Source organism: Nocardioides sp. JCM 18999 (assembly GCF_055391175.1).
This window is the reverse complement of record NZ_AP043887.1, coordinates 3,090,967-3,107,106: the sequence shown is the minus strand read 5'-3', so window position 1 is coordinate 3,107,106 and position 16,140 is coordinate 3,090,967. Positions and strand designations below refer to the sequence as shown.

Annotated in this window: 13 protein-coding genes and 1 tRNA gene; 3 read left to right on the top strand and 11 right to left on the bottom strand. The window is 70.3% G+C overall.

Going from position 1 to position 16,140, the window contains the following annotated elements; translation table 11 throughout:
• Positions 1-39: 39 nt before the first annotated feature.
• Genes ACZ5J1_RS15405 through ACZ5J1_RS15395 form a run of 3 tightly spaced genes read right to left on the bottom strand, consistent with a single transcriptional unit; the run spans position 40 to position 2,979 of the window.
• Positions 40-429 carry a YybH family protein gene (locus ACZ5J1_RS15405; protein ID WP_464560338.1) on the bottom strand — a complete coding sequence of 130 codons (390 nt, stop codon included), beginning with the start codon at positions 427-429 and terminating at the stop codon, positions 40-42.
• Positions 426-1,394, bottom strand: a complete 969-nt coding sequence (gene speB, locus ACZ5J1_RS15400) for an agmatinase (RefSeq protein ID WP_464560336.1) — start codon at positions 1,392-1,394, stop codon at positions 426-428. The genes ACZ5J1_RS15405 and speB overlap by 4 nt, the downstream gene beginning before the upstream one ends.
• Entirely contained in the window at positions 1,387-2,979 is a 1,593-nt protein-coding gene (locus ACZ5J1_RS15395) for a purine-cytosine permease family protein (protein ID WP_464560334.1), read from the bottom strand. Before ACZ5J1_RS15395 ends, speB begins: the two co-directional genes overlap by 8 nt.
• 84 nt (positions 2,980-3,063) lie before the next feature.
• On the opposite strand from ACZ5J1_RS15395, the gene ACZ5J1_RS15390 reads away from it, so the two are divergent.
• Both ACZ5J1_RS15390 and ACZ5J1_RS15385 read left to right on the top strand, forming a co-directional pair.
• Entirely contained in the window at positions 3,064-3,729 is a 666-nt protein-coding gene (locus ACZ5J1_RS15390; protein ID WP_464560332.1) for a cyclase family protein, read from the top strand.
• Positions 3,726-4,310 carry a helix-turn-helix domain-containing protein gene (locus ACZ5J1_RS15385; RefSeq protein WP_464560330.1) on the top strand — a complete coding sequence of 195 codons (585 nt, stop codon included), beginning with the start codon at positions 3,726-3,728 and terminating at the stop codon, positions 4,308-4,310. The genes ACZ5J1_RS15390 and ACZ5J1_RS15385 overlap by 4 nt, the downstream gene beginning before the upstream one ends.
• Positions 4,311-4,388: 78 nt before the next feature.
• Here ACZ5J1_RS15385 and ACZ5J1_RS15380 read toward each other — a convergent pair whose 3' ends face one another.
• From ACZ5J1_RS15380 to ACZ5J1_RS15370, 3 genes are all read right to left on the bottom strand, one after another.
• On the bottom strand, positions 4,389-5,894 hold the full coding sequence (locus tag ACZ5J1_RS15380; RefSeq protein WP_464560328.1) for a tyrosine-protein phosphatase: 1,506 nt from the start codon (positions 5,892-5,894) through the stop codon (positions 4,389-4,391).
• Positions 5,895-5,989: 95 nt separating this feature from the next.
• A complete protein-coding gene (locus ACZ5J1_RS15375) occupies positions 5,990-7,483 on the bottom strand; it encodes an aldehyde dehydrogenase family protein (protein ID WP_464560326.1) in 1,494 nt (497 codons plus the stop codon).
• Entirely contained in the window at positions 7,480-9,075 is a 1,596-nt protein-coding gene (locus tag ACZ5J1_RS15370; protein ID WP_464560324.1) for a GMC family oxidoreductase, read from the bottom strand. The genes ACZ5J1_RS15375 and ACZ5J1_RS15370 overlap by 4 nt, the downstream gene beginning before the upstream one ends.
• Before the next feature lie 97 nt (positions 9,076-9,172).
• Between ACZ5J1_RS15370 and ACZ5J1_RS15365 the strand changes: the two genes are divergently transcribed.
• Entirely contained in the window at positions 9,173-9,412 is a 240-nt protein-coding gene (locus tag ACZ5J1_RS15365) for a DivIVA domain-containing protein (RefSeq protein WP_464560322.1), read from the top strand.
• A 30-nt stretch (positions 9,413-9,442) separates the two neighbouring features.
• Here ACZ5J1_RS15365 and ACZ5J1_RS15360 read toward each other — a convergent pair whose 3' ends face one another.
• The 5 genes from ACZ5J1_RS15360 to ACZ5J1_RS15340 all read right to left on the bottom strand — a co-directional run bounded on the left by ACZ5J1_RS15360 (position 9,443) and on the right by ACZ5J1_RS15340 (position 16,133).
• A complete protein-coding gene (locus ACZ5J1_RS15360; RefSeq protein ID WP_464560320.1) occupies positions 9,443-13,699 on the bottom strand; it encodes a DUF7507 domain-containing protein in 4,257 nt (1,418 codons plus the stop codon).
• Between the two features lie 89 nt (positions 13,700-13,788).
• Complete coding sequence (locus tag ACZ5J1_RS15355; RefSeq protein ID WP_464560318.1) at positions 13,789-14,766, bottom strand: zinc-binding dehydrogenase; 978 nt, start codon at positions 14,764-14,766, stop codon at positions 13,789-13,791.
• A gap of 36 nt (positions 14,767-14,802) precedes the next feature.
• On the bottom strand, positions 14,803-15,225 hold the full coding sequence (locus tag ACZ5J1_RS15350) for a GNAT family N-acetyltransferase (RefSeq protein WP_464560316.1): 423 nt from the start codon (positions 15,223-15,225) through the stop codon (positions 14,803-14,805).
• A gap of 77 nt (positions 15,226-15,302) precedes the next feature.
• Positions 15,303-15,383 (bottom strand) — tRNA-Tyr (locus ACZ5J1_RS15345).
• A gap of 57 nt (positions 15,384-15,440) precedes the next feature.
• On the bottom strand, positions 15,441-16,133 hold the full coding sequence (locus ACZ5J1_RS15340; RefSeq protein WP_464560314.1) for an aminotransferase class IV: 693 nt from the start codon (positions 16,131-16,133) through the stop codon (positions 15,441-15,443).
• Positions 16,134-16,140: the final 7 nt, after the last annotated feature.

Below are 16,140 nucleotides of genomic sequence, written 5' to 3'. Positions count from 1 at the left end.
AGCGCCACGGTCACATGGTGACCGTGGCGCTCCACAACTTCAGTCGGCGGCGTGCGCCGGGTCGGGTGAGAGGTGCTCGTGCACGCAGCTCCACGAGCCGCCCTCGCGGTGCAGCACGATCGTCTCGCGCTCGAAGACCTCGCTGCGTTCACCGTCGATCAGGCGGACGGTGCGCACCTGGTGGGTGAAGATCGCGAGGTCGCCGTACTGGTCGACGCGTGCGTCGGTGGACTCGCACTCGAGCACCTGGAAGCCGGCCTCGGCCACCCACTCGGCCCACATCGCCTCGTAGGCGGCGCGGTTGGCCACCAGCGCCGGGGTGTCGTGGAACAGGAAGGTCGCGTCCGGGTGGAAGTGCGCGAAGTACCGCTCGGCGTCGCTGGCGGCGAACGCCTCGACCAGCGACTCGGCGAAGGCGAGGGGGGTCATGCGTCACTCCTGGGAGCCATGGCGCTGATCAGCTCGTACGCCGTGTGCGATGCCGCGATCCCCGTGATCTCGGCGTGGTCGTAGGCAGGGGAGACCTCGACGATGTCGGCCCCCACGATGTTGAGGTGGGAGAGCTGGCGCAGGATCGCGAGCAGCTCCCGGCTGGTCATGCCGCCGGCCTCGGGGGTGCCGGTGCCCGGCGCGAACGCCGGGTCCAGCACGTCGATGTCGATCGAGATGTAGACCGGGCGCTCGCCGACGCGAGCCGCGATCCGCTCCGCGACACCGGTGCTGCCGAGCGCGTCCAGCGCCGTGGCCGGGACCATGGCGAAGCCGAGCTCGCGGTCGTCGACCAGGTCCTTGGCGCCGTACAGCGGACCGCGGGTGCCGACGTGGACACAGCCGGAGGTGTCGATCAGACCCTCCTCGGACGCCCGGCGGAACGGGGTGCCGTGGGTGTACGCCGCCCCGAAGTAGGTGTCCCAGGTGTCGAGGTGGGCGTCGAAGTGGACGACCGCGATCGGGTCGTCCTTCTTCAGCGCCCGCAGCAGCGGGAGGGCGACGGTGTGGTCGCCGCCCAGGACGAGCAAGCGGTCGGCCTGCTCGCGCAGCTCACGCGCACCCCGCTCGATCCCGGTGATCGCCTCCTCGATGGAGAAGGGGTTGGCGACCAGGTCGCCCGCGTCGGCGACCTGCATGGACGCGAACGGGGAGAGGTCGACGGCGGGGTTGTAGGGCCGCAGCAGCTTGGAGGCACCGCGGATGTGGGCCGGGCCGAATCGTGCGCCGGGACGGTAGGAGACGCCGGCGTCGAACGGGATGCCGACCACGGCGAGGTCAGCGGAGCCGACCTCGTCGAGGCGGGGCAGCTGGGCGAAGGTCGACGGCCCGGCGAAGCGCGGTACCTGGGCGTTGTCGACCTGGCCGACGAACCCGTTCTCACTCACACGGGGGAACTCAGGCATGGGTCTCATCCCGCTTCGTCAGCTCGTCCAGCTCGGCGCGCTCCTCGCTGCGGTTGCGCAGGATCTGGCGGTGCGTCGAGGCCTTCGGGTCGTCGACCACGGCCGGGATCTCGGCGTCGCTCGACGGCACCAGGCGAGCGCCCTCGGGGCCGAAGACGTAGCGCGGCTCCGGGAAGACGAAGAGCATCACCAGGTAGAGCACCGCGGCCATGCCGATCGCCACCGGGAGGCTGATGTCGATGCCGCCGGCGGCGTCGCGGAACGGGCCCTGGATGAGCGGCGGGTAGTTGGCGAACAGCAGACCGCCGATGGCGGACGGGATCCAGGCCGCCATGCCGCGCCAGTTGACGCCGTTGCTGAACCAGTAGGCGCCACCGAGCTTGCCGAGGTTGAACACCTGCAGGTCGGCCGCGCTGTAGTGCCCACGGCGGACGATGTAGCCGATGGTCATGATGATCATCCACGGCGTGGTGCAGATGACGATGGCGCCGATGAAGGCGTTCACGCTGTCGACCATGTCGAAGGCGAGGCGCCCGACCAGGATGAAGATGAAGGCGAACGCGCCGATGAACAGCGAGGCCTTGACCCGGCTGAAGCTCGGGAACACCGAGGAGAAGTCCAGGCCGGTGCCGTAGAGCGAGGTGATGCCGGTGGACAGGCCACCGAGGAAGGCGATCAGCATCAGCGGGACGGCGTACCACAGCGGGGAGATCGCGATCAGGCCGACGATGTAGTCGTCACCCGTCACCAGGGTCGCGGTGAGCACACCGAACATGAACGGCACGAGCGTCGCGGCCTGCGCGCCGAAGGTGGCGAGCAGCAGGTGGCGCGGCTTGGTGTTGGCCGGGATGTAGCGGGTCCAGTCGCCGAGGAAGGCGCCGAAGGAGATCGGGTTGCCCATCACGATCACGGCGGACAGCAGGAACGTCGGCCAGAACGAGCCGAGGGCGTAGGCGTCCGAGCCCGGGTTGTAGCCGAAGTCGATCTGGCCGGAGTAGGCGAACGCGCCGAGCAGGATCAGGGCGGTGTTGCCGAAGACCACGACCTTGTTGATCAGCAGCATGAACGCGTAGCCGAAGACGACGACGACGATCACCATCGCGCCGAGGACCGCGTAGATCACGGCGCGCAGCAGGTCGGAGTCGTTGACACCCCACAGGCGGATCATCGCGCCGACCAGGGCGTCACCGCTGACCCAGACCGAGATCGAGTAGAACGCGATCGCGGTGAGCAGGGAGAGCAGGGAGCCCACGACCCGGCCGCGGACACCGAAGTGCGCGCCGGAGGAGACCGCGTTGTTGGTGCCGGTCAGCGGGCCGAAGAGGCCCATCGGCATCAGGAAGAGCGTGCCGACCAGGAGGCCGAGGACGGTGGCGGCGACGGCCTGCCACAACGAGAGCCCGAGCAGGATCGGGAACGTGCCGAGCAGGACGGTGGCGAACGTGTTGGCCCCACCGAACTGGATCCGGAAGAGGTCACGCGGACGGGAGTGACGGTCAGCGGCGGGGATGGTGTCGATGCCGTGCTGCTCGACCTCCGTCACCTTCGGTCGACGGATCGACTCCGAGGTGGTGGGACTGCTCATCTGGTGCTCCTTGTGCAAGCAGGGTGATCTGGATCTCAGAGGACCCTAGATCACAGGTTTACTGTCATGCAATAGTTGTTCTCCATGAGAGTCATTCGTGTGATCGACCTGTCCGTGCCGGTCGATGCCGAGACGGTCGTCTACCCCGGCGACCCGGTGCCTCGGTTCGAGGTGCACAGCACGATCGAACGTGATGGTTTCAATCTCCTCTCCGTCCGCATGGGTTCGCAATCAGGGACGCATCTCGATGCGCCCTTCCATTTCGAGCCCGACGGGAAGCGGATCGACGAGCTGCCGATGGAGCGCTTCGTCGGTCCGGGTGTGGTGGTCGACGCGACCGACCTCGGCCCGCGCGGGGAGATCACCTGGGACCACGTCGCCCCCGTGGCCGACCGGATCGCGCCCGGCGTCATCGTCCTGCTCCGCACCGGGTGGAGCCGGTACTACGGCGAGGACCGCTACTTCGAGCATCCGTTCCTCGGGGCCGACGCCTGTCGTCGGATGCTCGAGCTCGGGGCGCGCACCTTCTGCATCGACGCGATCAACATCGACGAGACCCCCGACGACGACCACCCGGGTGTCGGGTTCCCGAGCCACCACCTGATCTCCCGGCTCGACGGCGTGATCGGGGAGAACTTCCGGCTCGAGGGCCTGCCCGAGGGTGACTTCCTGGTGTCCTGCACGCCGATGCGGCTCACGGGGGCCGACGGCGGTCCGGTCAGGGCCGTTGCGATAGAACTGCAGCCATGAGTGGACGACGGTCGGCACTGACCGTGCCGGATCAGGACCGCCCCGGCGTCCTGATCGGCGCGAAGCTGCGCGCGACCCGCAAGCTGCGCGGGCTCACCCTCGACCAGGTCGCCTCGGCCGCGGGACTGACCAAGGGGTTCGTCAGCCGGCTCGAGCGCGACGACGTCTCACCCTCGGTGGCCTCGCTGGTCGCGGTCTGCGACGTGCTCGGACTCCGCGTCGGGGAGCTCTTCGACCCGCCGTCGACCGCGGTGATCCGCGCCGGCGAGGGTCGGCTGATCAACTTCGGTGGCGCGGGTGCCGTCGAGCGCGTGGTCACGCCGGGCACCCAGGGCGTCCTCGAAGTGATCCACTCCGTGATCGAGCCCGGCGGCAACGGCGGCGAGGAGCTCTACGCGCTCGCCTGCACCGCCGAGTGCGCCTACGTCATCTCCGGCACCGTCGAGGTCGTCCTCGACTCCGGCTCGGAGACCCTCGGGCCCGGAGACGCGATGACGTTCCCCGGCACCACCCCGCACACCTGGCGCAACTCCAGCGGCACTCCGTGCGAGGTGCTCTGGATCCTCAGCCCGGCGCCGTAGCACCATCACCCCTGAGACGGCAGAACGCCGGTCCCGCGGAGAGGGACCGGCGTTCTGTTAGCGGAACTGGCGACCAGATCAGCCCTTGATCTTCACTGCCTTGCTGAACGCGGTGGCCTGCTTGTAGCCCGACTTGGTCACCACGACGCGCAGCGAGACCCGCTTGCCCTTGAGCGACTTCGTCACCTTGAGCTGGCTGCCCGTGGCGCCGGCGATCGCCTTGCCGTTGGCGAGCCACTGGTAGGCGAGCGTGGCACCTGCGGGACGGGTCTCGTGGCCGGTCAGCTTGCCGCCGACCTTCGCCCGACCGGTGACCTTCGGGGTCGCGATCGACAGGGTGCCCAGCGGCTTGGTGGTGGAGGCGGCCGGGATCGGGGCGCCGACGAGCAGCTTGCTCTTCAGGGCGCTGATCTGGGCTTCGGTGAATCCGAGGGCGGTCTTGAAGTAGCCCTGCATCGAGCCGTACTCGGACTTCACCTCGTCCAGACCGGCCTGCAGGTACTCGGCGCGGACCTGCATGAACGGCGTGTACGTCGCCACGGCCGCTGCGGCGGCCGCGGTGGCCTGCTCCTCGGAAGCGCCCTTCGCGATGGCGCCGTCGTGCGTGGCCTTCTTGATGTAGTCGAGCTGTGCCTGGCCTGCGCCGGCGAGGTAGTACTTGTTGCTCAGCAGGTAGTCCTGCATCACGTCGCTGGCGGGCACACCGAGCAGCGTGAGCAGCGCGGCAGAGGCCCAGCCGGTGCGGTCCTTGCCGGCCGTGCAGTGGTAGAGGCTGACGCCGTCGTCGGCGAGGATCCCGCTGAAGAGGGACTTGTACGCCGCCTTGGCAACGGGGTTCTCGACCATGCCGACCTCGCCCTGGGTCATGTAGGCGGCGGCCTGCTCGCCGGTGATGCCCGACGGGATCTGCGAAGCGCTGGCGCAGGTGGTCGAGTTGAACTCGGTGAGCTCGCCGTCACCCATCACGTTGAGGTGGACGCGCTCGACACCGGTGGGGACGTAGTCCGGGGTGGTGAACGCCTCGCAGCTGGTGCGCAGGTCGTAGTCGGTGACCACGCCGAGAGCGTCGAACGCCGGCTTGTCGGCGTCGGAGATGGAGAGCGCCTGGCTCCGCAGGACGGAACCGAACTTCACCCACTGCCCGGTCGAGGTGCGGTACCCGCCCGCGTCGCGCAGGTTCGCGTCGCTGGCCATCGCCAGGCTGCGGCTCGAGATCACCAGCGGGGCGCCGTACGAGCCGACGAGCTTCACCCAGGGCCGGGTGGCGCTGGAGATGGTGACGGCGCCGGTGGGGTGGCCGTTCGTCGTCGTGGCGGTGGCGGGGAACGTCGTCGGGCTCGTGCCGACGAAGACCTGCACCGAGGTGACGTCGGCCGGGGCGGTCCACGACACCGTCCAGTCGCTGCCGCCGATGTTCGTGACGTCGGCGTCGGTGAACGGGATGACCCCGACGGCGGACTTGGTGCTGGCCGGCGAGGTCGACTCGGCGTGGGCCGAGGCGTTCATCATCGCCGGCGAGGCGATCACGGCGGAGAGGGCGAGGGAGGCGACGAGAGTGCGCGCGGGGCGCTTGCTGAAGGACACGATCCGTCACCCTGTGCCGGAAAACCGGCGGGAGGGTGAACGCGACCTGAATCCCCGGCGCCCGCCGGGCTATTTCTTCGGCAGGCCTGCACGCCTCACTTCTTCGGCAGGGTCGAGGACCGCCCGTGCAGCATCATCATCGTCGAGGCCAGCTGGGCGTCCTGCTTCTCGGTCCGGTTGAACGAGGTCAGCGCCATCAGCGGCTTGAACCGCTGCCGCGCGATCGCCTTGGCGTAGGTGAACTCCTTGAGCCCGTCGGGGCCGTGGATCCGACCGAAGCCCGAGTCCCCGACCCCGCCGAACGGCAGCGACGGGATCGCGGCGAAGGCGATCACGGAGTTGATCGAGGTCATCCCCGAGCGGATCCGCTCGGCGATGCTGATCCCGTTCTTGGCGGAGTACACGGTGTTGCCGAGGCCGTAGCGGGTGGCGTTGGTCAGGGCGACCGCCTCGTCCATGTCTCGCACCTTCCGCACGGTGACGGTCGGCCCGAAGGTCTCCTCCTGCACGGCCGCCGAGTCCTCGGGTACGTCGACCAGGATCGTCGGCTGGACGAAGCGCTCTCCCACGGCGTCGGCGCCGCCGACCAGCGCGCGACCGCCCCGGTCGAGGGCGTCGGTGATGTGGCGACGGATCACGTCGAGCTGGGACGGCATCGTGATCGGGCCGATCTGGGAGTCGGCGCTGTCCTCGACCTTGATCGCCTTCGCCGCGTCGACGAGCCGGGTCAGGAACGGGTCGTAGACCCGCTCGTGCACGTAGATCCGCTCCACCCCGGTGCAGGTCTGGCCGGCGTTGGCGCACGCGCCCCAGATCGCTGCCTCGGCGGCTGCGTCCAGGTCGGCGTCCTCGTCCACGATCAGGGAGTCCTTGCCGCCGGCCTCGATCACGACCGGGACGAGGTTCTCCGCACACGCGGCCATCACCTTCTTGCCGGTGGCGGTCGAACCGGTGAAGGCGACCTTGTCGACGCCCGAGCGGCACAGGGCCGCACCGGTCTCGCCGAGGCCGGTCACGACCTGGAGCACGGGGCGCCCGACGGTGCCGAGGAACGTCGCGGCCAGCCACTCGCCGATCCCCGGGGTGTACTCGCTCGGCTTGAAGACGACCGCGTTGCCGGCGGCCAGCGCGTAGCCGATCGATCCCATCGGGGTGAAGACCGGGTAGTTCCACGGCCCGATCACGCCGACCACGCCGAGCGGGCGGTACTCGACGGTGGCCGCCTGGTTCGCCATCAGCAGGCCGGAGGGGACCTTGTGCCGCTTGAGCACCTTCTCCGCGTGCCCGCCGGCCCAGGCCAGGTGGTCGATCGCCAGCGCGATCTCGAGCATCGCGTCGCCGTGCGGCTTGCCGGTCTCCTGGTGCATCAGCTCGGCGAGCTGCGCCATCTTGCGGGTCATCGCGCCCCGCCACTGCTTGAGGTACTCGGCGCGCTCGTCGAAGGAGAGCGCGGACCACCAGGCAGCCTCCTCCTTCGCCCGGGCGACGGTGGCCCCGACCTCGGCGGCGGAGTGGATCGGGTGGGAGGCGACGACGTCGCCGGTGCGGGGGTTGAGTGAGTCGAACGTGTGCGTCTCGGTGGTGGTCATCGGGTGCTCCTGATCAGGTCGGCTGCCTTCTCGGCGATCATGATGGTGGGGGCGTTGGTGTTGCCGCGGGGAACGGCCGGCATCACCGAGGCGTCGATGACGCGCAGGCCCTCGACGCCGCGCACGCGGAGGTCCGCGTCGACCACCGCGTCCTCGCCCGACCCCATCGCACACGTCGAGGTCGGGTGGAAGGTGGTCTGGGTGTAGGCCCGGATGTGGTCGAGCAGCTGCTCGTCGCTCGGCGTCGCCGGGAGGTCCCCGAACGGGCGGTCGAGCAGGGTCGACATCTGGCCCTGCTGGCAGATCTCCATGATCCGCCGCGCCCCAGCCAGCATCGTGTCGAGGTCGGCCTGGTCGTCGAAGTACGCGGCGTCGATCGCGGGGTGCCAGGCCGGGTCCGCCGAGCGCAGCCGGATCGAGCCCCGGCTCTTCGTGTCGACCAGCGTCGCCAGCACGGTGACCCGACGGCTGTGCGGCTCGTCGTAACCCTCCCCGATCAGTCCGGTCGGCAGCACGTGCACCTGGACGTCGGGCGCGGGCAGGCCCGGGCGGGTGTGGAAGAACCCGCCGGCCTCGGCCAGGTTGGAGGTCAGGGGCCCGCGGCCGCGGGTCTTCCAGTTGAGCACGTTGCGCAGCGTGGCCAGCTCGGCCAGGTCCGTCGTGTTCCGGGTGTGCCACACCAGCGGCGTGTACGGGTGGTCCTGCATCCCGGAGCCGACGCCGGCGAGGTCGACCTTGGCGGTGATGCCGTGCTCGGCCAGGTGGGCGCTCGGCCCGATCCCGGAGAGCATCAGCAGCTGCGGCGAGTTGATCGCGCCGCCGCTGAGCAGCACCTCCTGGCGTGCGTGCACCGTGTGGGTCGTGCCGCCCTGGCGGAACGTGACCCCGGTGGCCCGGTTCTCGCCGCGCCCTCCGCCGATCTCGATCCCGGTCACCAGTGCCCCGGTCGTGGTGGTGAGGTTCGGTCGGCCCATCGCCGGGAGCAGGTAGGCGTGGTACGTCGACCAGCGCCGCCCCTTGTTGCAGGTCACCTGGTAGGGACCGGCGCCCTCCTGCACGGCACCGTTGAAGTCGTCGGTCCGCTTCATCCCGGCGCTGACAGCGCTCTCCACGAACGCCGTGCCCAGCGGGTGGTTGAAGCGTCGGTCCTCGACCACCAACGGACCGCTCTGGCCGTGGAACGGTCCGCCGATCCGGGTGTTGCCCTCCGACTTGATGAAGTAGGGCAGCACGTCGTCGTAGCCCCAGCCGGTGGCGCCGTACTGGTCGCGCCAGGCGTCGTAGTCGACCCGGTTGCCGCGGATGTAGATCATCGCGTTGATTGCCGAGCAGCCGCCGAGCGACTTCATCCGCGGCCACGGGGCCTTGCGGCCGTTGAGCTGCTTCTGCTCGGTGGTCCAGTAGTTCCAGTCCCACTTGGTCAGCGCCAGGCCGGCGAACCCGGCGGGCATGTTGACCTCGTCGATGTCGGGGGCCGGACCGGCCTCGAGCAGCAGCACCGAGATGGCGGGGTCCTCGGTCAGGCGGGCGGCCAGCACGGCGCCCGCACTTCCGGCGCCGACGACCACGTAGTCAAAAGTGTCCTGGGTCACATTCGGAACCTAGTCGACCCAGGTAGGCAGAGTCTTCTGTCAGATTGAAATTTCTTGAACCCGTCGATCGGCGGCCGGTGGCGGCCAGACTGGGCATGTGCGCGATTCCCTGGCGGCCGAGGTCGAGAAGTCCCGTTTCACACCCGTCCGGTTCCGCGAGGGGTACGACATGAGCGACGTCGACCTGTTCCTCGACGTCCTCTGTGAGCTCCTTCGCTCGGGGGAGCCGGTGGGGGACTTCATCGCCTCGGCCCGGTTCTCCCGCGTCAAGTGGCGCGAGGGCTACGCGATCGATGAGGTCGACGCGCTGCTCCAGCGGGTGGCTGCGACGGCCTGAAGGCTCCGCCTTCGGGCGGTGACGCGCCCCTCAGTGGCGGCGGGCGACGAGGGCCACCCCGACCGCGACCAGCAGCAGTCCGCCCAGGCCCGCCTGCCACAGGCCACCCGGTGCACCGGTGCCGCCGAGGTCGGAGCTGCCGCTCCCGCTCCCGGCGTTCCCACCGCCGTCGTCCTCATCGGTCAGGGAGCTGGGCGTCACCGTGACCGTCGCTGACGACTCGGCGCTCACCTGAGCACCGGCCGGCGGTTGGCTCGAGGCGACGGCGACGTTGGTCAGCGAGGAGCTCAGTCGCAGGCGGCAGTGGGTCGTCACGCTCTCCCCGGGCGCGAGGCTCACGTCGTCCCCGGAGCAACGGGGCACTCCCACGTCGCGCACGGACACCTGGGGCAGCGTCACGTCTCCGGTGTTGGTCGCGGTGATCGTGAACGTGACCAGTCCGCCGGCTCGGACCTTCACCTGGTCGACCGTCTTGCTCAGCCGCAGGCCCGGATGGACGACGTCGACGGCCGCGCTGGCCGACCGCTCCAGCGGTGGCCCGAGGGGGGCCGCCGCGGTGACGTCGACGGTGTTGGTCACGTCGTCGGCGCCCGCGGTGCTGGCGCAGGTCCAGGTCTGGGACTCGGCAGCGGTGAGCGTGCCGATGGTGCGCTCGCAGTCGGCCACGCTGCCGTCGACCGCCGCGACGTCGCTCAAGGGGACGTCGCCCGTGTTCGTCGCGGTGATCGTCCAGGTGATCGGGGTGCCTTCCACGGCGACGGCGGGCTCGGCCGACTTCGTCACCGTCAGGTCCGGATGGACGACGTCGACGGTGTCGCTGGCGGTGGCCGTGACCGGGGGGCCTGCGAGGGGGGTGCCGATGGCCTCCGCGGTGTTGGTCACGTCGTCCTGGCCCGCATCGCACTCGCAGGTCCAGGTCACGTCGGCCCCGGCCACCAGGTCGGGGACGGTGCGGTCGCAGGTCGGCGCCCCGGTGTCGCTCACCTCGACGGGCCCCAGCGCGGTGTCGCCCGGATTCGTCAGGGTCAGGGTCCAGGTGATCGTCTGGCCGGCGATCGCGGTGGAGACGTCGGCGGTCTTGGTCAGCCCGAGCGCTGGGTGGATGACGTCGACGGTCGCGGTCGCGGAGGCGCTGGTCGTCGGACCGGTCGGGGGCGTCCCCGTGGCCGTGATGGTGTTGACCAGGTCGGCCTGCCCGGTGGTCGCGGTGCAGGTCCAGGTCCGGGTGGTGCCGGCGTCCACGTTCGCTGCGGAGCGGCTGCACGCCGGATTGCTGGGATCGACAACGCTCACGTCGGTCAGCTCGACGTCCCCGGTGTTCTCGGCCGTGACGGTCCAGGTCACGGGGCTGCCGGGGACCGCGACCTCGGGGTCGACGGTCTTGGTGACCGCGATCCCCGGATGGATCACGTCGACCGTGGCCGTCGCGTCGTCGCTCACCGCCGGCCCGACCGGCGCGTTCCCCCGGGCTGTCGCGGTGTTGCTGACGTCGTCCGTGCCGGCGACGCTCGTGCACGACCAGGTCTGCTCCTCACCCGGATCCAGCGTGGCGAACGTGCGGTCACACCCGGGCACCGTGATGTCGGTGACGGTCGCAGTCGTCAGGGGGACGTCGCCCGGGTTGGTCAGGCTCAGGGTCCAGGTCAGGGTGGCGCCGTCGACGGCCGTCGTGCTGTCGACGACCTTGGTCAGCTCGATGGCCGGGTGGATGACGTCGGCGGCGGCGCTGGCATCGCTCTCGACCGGTGCGCCGGTCGGCGGCGTGCCTCGAGCCACGACGTGGTTGATCAGGTCCGAGCTGCCGGCGGTGCTGGTACAGGTCCAGGTCTGGCTCTGCTCCACGGCGAGGGAGGCGAAGGACCGGGTGCAGCCGGGGACCTCCGGGTCGGACACCGTGACGTTGTTGAGCACGGTGTCGCCGGTGTTGGTGACCTGCACGGTCCAGGTGACCGTGTCTCCGGCCCGCACCACGTCGGGCGAGGCCACCTTGGTCACGTTGATCTCCGGTGCATCGAGGCCGACGGTGGCGGTCGCCTCATCCGTCACCGCGCGACCGAGCTCATCGGTGCCGGTGGCGGTCGCCGTGTTCGTCGCGGAGGTGGCTCCGGCCACGCTCGTGCACGTGTACGTCGCGGCGTCACCGACCCCCAGCGGGCCGAGACCGTTCCGAGCGCAGGCCGGGGTCGTGGGATCCGCGACCGAGACCGGGTCGAGCGGAGCGTCGCCCGCGTTGCTCACCGTGATCGTCCAGGTGACGGTGTCGCCGGCCCGCACCGCGTCGGGGGAACCGGACTTGCGGATCTGGATCGCCGGGTTGAGCACGTCCACGGCGGCGGTCGCCGCCGCGGTGACGTCGGCGCCTGCCTCGGGGCTGCCGCGGGCGCTGACCGTGTTGGTCAGGTCGGTCGTTCCGGCGGTGCTGGTGCAGGTCCAGGTCTGGTCCTCGCCGGCAGCCAGGGAGGTGATCGTCCGGCTGCAGCCGGCAACCTGGTCGTCGGTCACGGTGACCGGCGCGAGGTCGGAGTCTCCGGTGTTGGTCACCGTGACGCTCCAGGTGATCGAGTCGCCGGTGTGGACCACGCCCGGGTCGGCCTGCTTGGTCACCTCGAGGGCGGGCCTGACGACCCGGAAGGAGGCGGTGTCGTCGTCGGTGACCACGCGACCGAGGGTGTCGGTGCCGCTGGCGGTCACCGCGTTCACGAACGCACCGGTGACCGACGGGCTGGTGCAGGTGTAGGTGATCGTGCCGCCGGGTGCGAGCGGCCCCAGTCCGGTCCGGTCGCACGCGTCGACCGGTTCGTCGTCGACAGCGACCGGGTCGAGGGGTGCGTCGCCGGTGTTCTCGACGGTCACGGTCCAGGTGATCGGATCACCAGGACGCACGATCGGCGTGCCCGCCGTCTTGGTCACCGCGATCGAGGGGTCGAGGACGTCGACGCTCGCCGAGGCGGTGGCGCCGAGGCTGGTGCCGTCCACGGCAGTGCCGGTGGCCGTGGCCAGGTTGGTCAGGTCGGCGTCGGCGATCGAGGTGCACGTGTAGGTGGTCGATCCGCCGGCCGCCAGCGTTGCAAGGTTCCGAGCGCACGCAGGGACGCCCGGATCCTCGACGGCGACGTCCAGCACATCGGCGTCCGACGGGTTGCGGACGTTGATCGTCCAGGTGAGCAGATCGCCGGGATGCGCGACCGTCGGGCTGACCGTCTTGGTCATGCACAGGGCAGGGACCGGGATCGAGGCGGTCAAGGACTGCACGACGTAGGCGTCGCCGCTGGTCGCGGTGGTCAGGGTGGCCGAGGTGGCGCCGATCGGGACGGTGCCCGGAGGGAGGTCGAACCGCTTCGCATCGACGGAGAAGTTGTTCGGGTAGGCGGGGTTCAGCTGGTTCTGCGCGGTCGAGGCGAAGAAGTTGTTGGTCGCTCCGGTGACCGGTTCAGCGATATTGATGCCGTTGACCCGGAACTGGTCGCCGGTCTGTCCGTTGTCGCCCTCGTAGGCCGTGATCCCGACCCGCCCCGGCGCCCCGTTGACCTTGAACCCGGAGACCACGACCGACGTCGGCGGGTCGCTGCTCTGCTGCCGGACGTGGCCGTCGTAGACGAAGATCTCGCGCCGCTCGGCGCCGCACGGCACCGAGTCCGTGGTGTGCACCAGGATCAGCGACCAGCCGCCGTGGCAGCCCAGGCCTGTCGGCGCGTAGACGTTCCCGACGGTGATCGTCACCGGCGACCCCGACGCCATCCCGGCGAAGTCGGCGGTCACGTCGGCGTCTGCGGTGTAGTAGGCGACCGACCCGGCATCGCCGTTCCAGCTCTGCGGCGCGACGTCGATGGGAGCGTCCGTCCCGATCCGGAGCCTGACCGCTTGGGTCTGCGAGCTGCCCGACGGGTACGTCGCCGGGGAGCCGATGTTGCACTGGTTGCCGTCGCGGTTGCCGCCCCACTGCAGCCGGGCGTAGGCGATCCGGGCCCCGGCAGGGATCGTCACCTGCCCCGAGGAGGAGTCGTACGTCGCCGGGTCATCGTCCACGTCGACGTACTCCATGGCGAAGCGGTTGTTGTTGAACGTGTTCTGCCGCTGGCTCGCGGCCAGGCACTCGGTCCGCGGTGTGCCAGCAGCGGCAGGGCAACCCAGAACGCCGTTGCCGACCATCTGGAGAGCCCCGTTGACCTGCCCGTTGAAGACCAGGTGGAGCGGGTCGACCACGGCCGCCTCGGCCGGACTGTTGGGCAGAGCGATCGGAGCCACCGCCAGCGCCATCGCTGCCAGGACCCGACCCCACGCCCCCATGCAAGCCCCCTGTCTCAGGCGGGAGATTTTTTACTATCGCCGCATCTCGGGGCCGATGACAAGGGCTCTCGCCGAAGCGGTGGGGGAGGTCAGGGCCTCAGCAGCACCTTGCCGCGTCGCCCCGGCGCGCCGTTGGCAGCGGCCGCGACGGCGATCTCCTCGAACGGGTGCACGGCTTCCACAGCCAGCGTGAGGGAACCGTCGGCGGCGCGCTGAATCAGCTCGCCGAACAGTGCGGCGCGCTCGTCGGACGGCATCGAACCGGCGACCTTGGAACCCCAGAACCCCTTCACCGTGGCCTGCTTGAACAGCACGTCGCTGGTCGACAGGTCGAGCCGTCCCCCGCCCATCGCGCCGAAGATCACCAACGTACCGCCCGGTCCGACGAGGGAGAGCAGGTCGCCGGCTGCGGTGCCGCCGACGGAGTCCACGGCGGCCTTGATCGGCGCACCGCCGGTCAGCGCCACGACCTGGTCGCGCCAGTCGTCGGTGTCGGTGGCGACGATGCGGTCTATCCCGGCCTCGGCCAGCTCCTGCACGGCAGCACTGCGCCGGACCAGGCCGACGACGTTGATCCCGCGGGCCTTGGCGAGCTGGGCCACGATCCGGCCGACCGCTCCGTTGGCCGTGTTCTGCACCAGCCAGTCGCCCTCGGTCAGGTCGAGGGAGGCGATCAGGCAGATCGCGCTGAACGGCATCGAGACCAGCTGGGCGGCGGTCTCGTCGTCGAGCCCGGCCGGCACCGGGACCAGCGCGCCAGCCTCGGCGAGCACGTACTCCGCCCAGGCGCCGAACGTGGATCCGGTCGCGACCCGCTGGCCGACCTCGGGGCCCCGGACGCCCTCGCCGAGAGCATCGACGACGCCGACCAGCTCAGTACCGGCAGCCGCCGGGAGCTCGGGCTTGAAACCGTAGACCCCAGCGACGGTCAGCAGGTCGTGGTTGTGGATCGGACTCAGCAACGTCCGCACCCGCACCTGCCCCGGACCCGGCTCGGGGAGAGGGAGGTCGACCACGGAGAGGACCTTCGTCGGGTCGCCGAACTCGGAGTGCATGAGAGCGCGCATGGATCGATTGTCCACCGGGCCACCAAGACCCCGCCGTCACGAGCGAGCCGGACGCACCATCGCGGTCGCGTCGGGTTCGGTGAAGCCGAACTGTTGGTAGAGCCCGTGCGCGTCGCCGGTGAAGAGGGTCCAGCGGAACCGGCTGCCGGGGCCGTCGTCGATCATCAGCTGCATGAGCCGCTTGCTGAGCCCGTGGCCGCGGTGCTCGCTCCTGATGAAGACGTCGGCGAGGTAGGCGAAGTTCACGCCGTCGGACACGGCCCGGGCGAACCCGACCTGCTCGCCGGTGTCGGTGCGGTAGACGCCGACGACCCGCCAGGCTCCTGCGATCTGCTGCTCCACCTCGGCACGGCTGCGGTCCCGTCCCCAGTAGGCCTCGGTCGAGAGCCACGCCCAGATGACGTCGGCCTGGATGCGGGTCGGCTCGGTGTCGAGCTCGTACAGGTCGGCCTGGTCCACCGGGTCATCCTCCCAGTGGCGGAAACGAAACAGCCCCCGACCTGCGTCTCCGCAAGCCAGGGGCCGTTGTTCCCGTGTGGCGGGTGAAGGATTCGAACCTTCGAAGCTTTCGCGACGGATTTACAGTCCGCTCCCATTGGCCGCTCGGGCAACCCGCCTGGGATCGCTGCTCGGCCGAAGCCTCACAACAGCACGGAACGATAACCCAGATGGGTTCAGTGGGGGGAATCGAGGGGCACAGCGTCGTACGCCGACCGCAGCCGCTCCACCGAACCCGAACTCGCCCAGCCGTCGATGCTCGCGATCTCGTGCACACCGCGACCCGATCCGACGGCAGCGGCGCGGTCGAAACCGGCGAGATCGGCGGGGCCGACCGGGGCGACTGCGATCGGCACCGAGGGCCCGATGGTCCCGACCGTCACGCTGCGCAGCACCGGCGCATCGGGGAAGACCCAGCTCCCGTCGGGGCGGCCCAGGACGAGGGACCAGGTCGTGCCCTCGCTGAACAGGCCGTCGGCGGTGAGGAAGACCGCGTCGTCGTACCCGGCCGCCACCGCTGCCTCCTTCGCGGCGAACTCGGGGGCGGTCAGGGTGTGCTTCATCTCCGGGTGCATCCGGTCGTGCCGCACGCTGCGCACCCGGAGCGGGACGTCGGAGGGCGTGACCCCGCGGGTCGAGGTCGTGATCGTGAGGTCGTCGGTCTCGACGGCCAGGCGGACCAGGATCGGCAGCTCGACACCCTCGGTGGCGGCCCGGACGGCGTCGACCACGGCGGCCCGCTCGACCCGGCGACCGAACAGGGCGATTGTGTCCCGGCGCAGCCTCTCGACGTGGAGGTCCCAGCCGCGGACACCGATCCCTGCGCCGGTGGCATCCACGCGCATCGTCGTGAAGCAGCCGTATTCCATGGCCGCA

Excerpts from the sequence above, each read along its gene's own strand:
- ACZ5J1_RS15405 (WP_464560338.1), bottom strand. The coding sequence starts at position 429 with ATGACCCCCCTCGCCTTCGCCGAGTCGCTGGTCGAGGCGTTCGCCGCC.
- speB (WP_464560336.1), bottom strand. The coding sequence starts at position 1,394 with ATGCCTGAGTTCCCCCGTGTGAGTGAGAACGGGTTCGTCGGCCAGGTC.
- ACZ5J1_RS15395 (WP_464560334.1), bottom strand. The coding sequence starts at position 2,979 with ATGAGCAGTCCCACCACCTCGGAGTCGATCCGTCGACCGAAGGTGACG.
- ACZ5J1_RS15390 (WP_464560332.1), top strand. The coding sequence starts at position 3,064 with ATGAGAGTCATTCGTGTGATCGACCTGTCCGTGCCGGTCGATGCCGAG.
- ACZ5J1_RS15385 (WP_464560330.1), top strand. The coding sequence starts at position 3,726 with ATGAGTGGACGACGGTCGGCACTGACCGTGCCGGATCAGGACCGCCCC.
- ACZ5J1_RS15375 (WP_464560326.1), bottom strand. The coding sequence starts at position 7,483 with ATGACCACCACCGAGACGCACACGTTCGACTCACTCAACCCCCGCACC.
- ACZ5J1_RS15360 (WP_464560320.1), bottom strand. The coding sequence starts at position 13,699 with ATGGGGGCGTGGGGTCGGGTCCTGGCAGCGATGGCGCTGGCGGTGGCT.
- ACZ5J1_RS15355 (WP_464560318.1), bottom strand. The coding sequence starts at position 14,766 with ATGCGCGCTCTCATGCACTCCGAGTTCGGCGACCCGACGAAGGTCCTC.
- ACZ5J1_RS15340 (WP_464560314.1), bottom strand. The coding sequence starts at position 16,133 with ATGGAATACGGCTGCTTCACGACGATGCGCGTGGATGCCACCGGCGCA.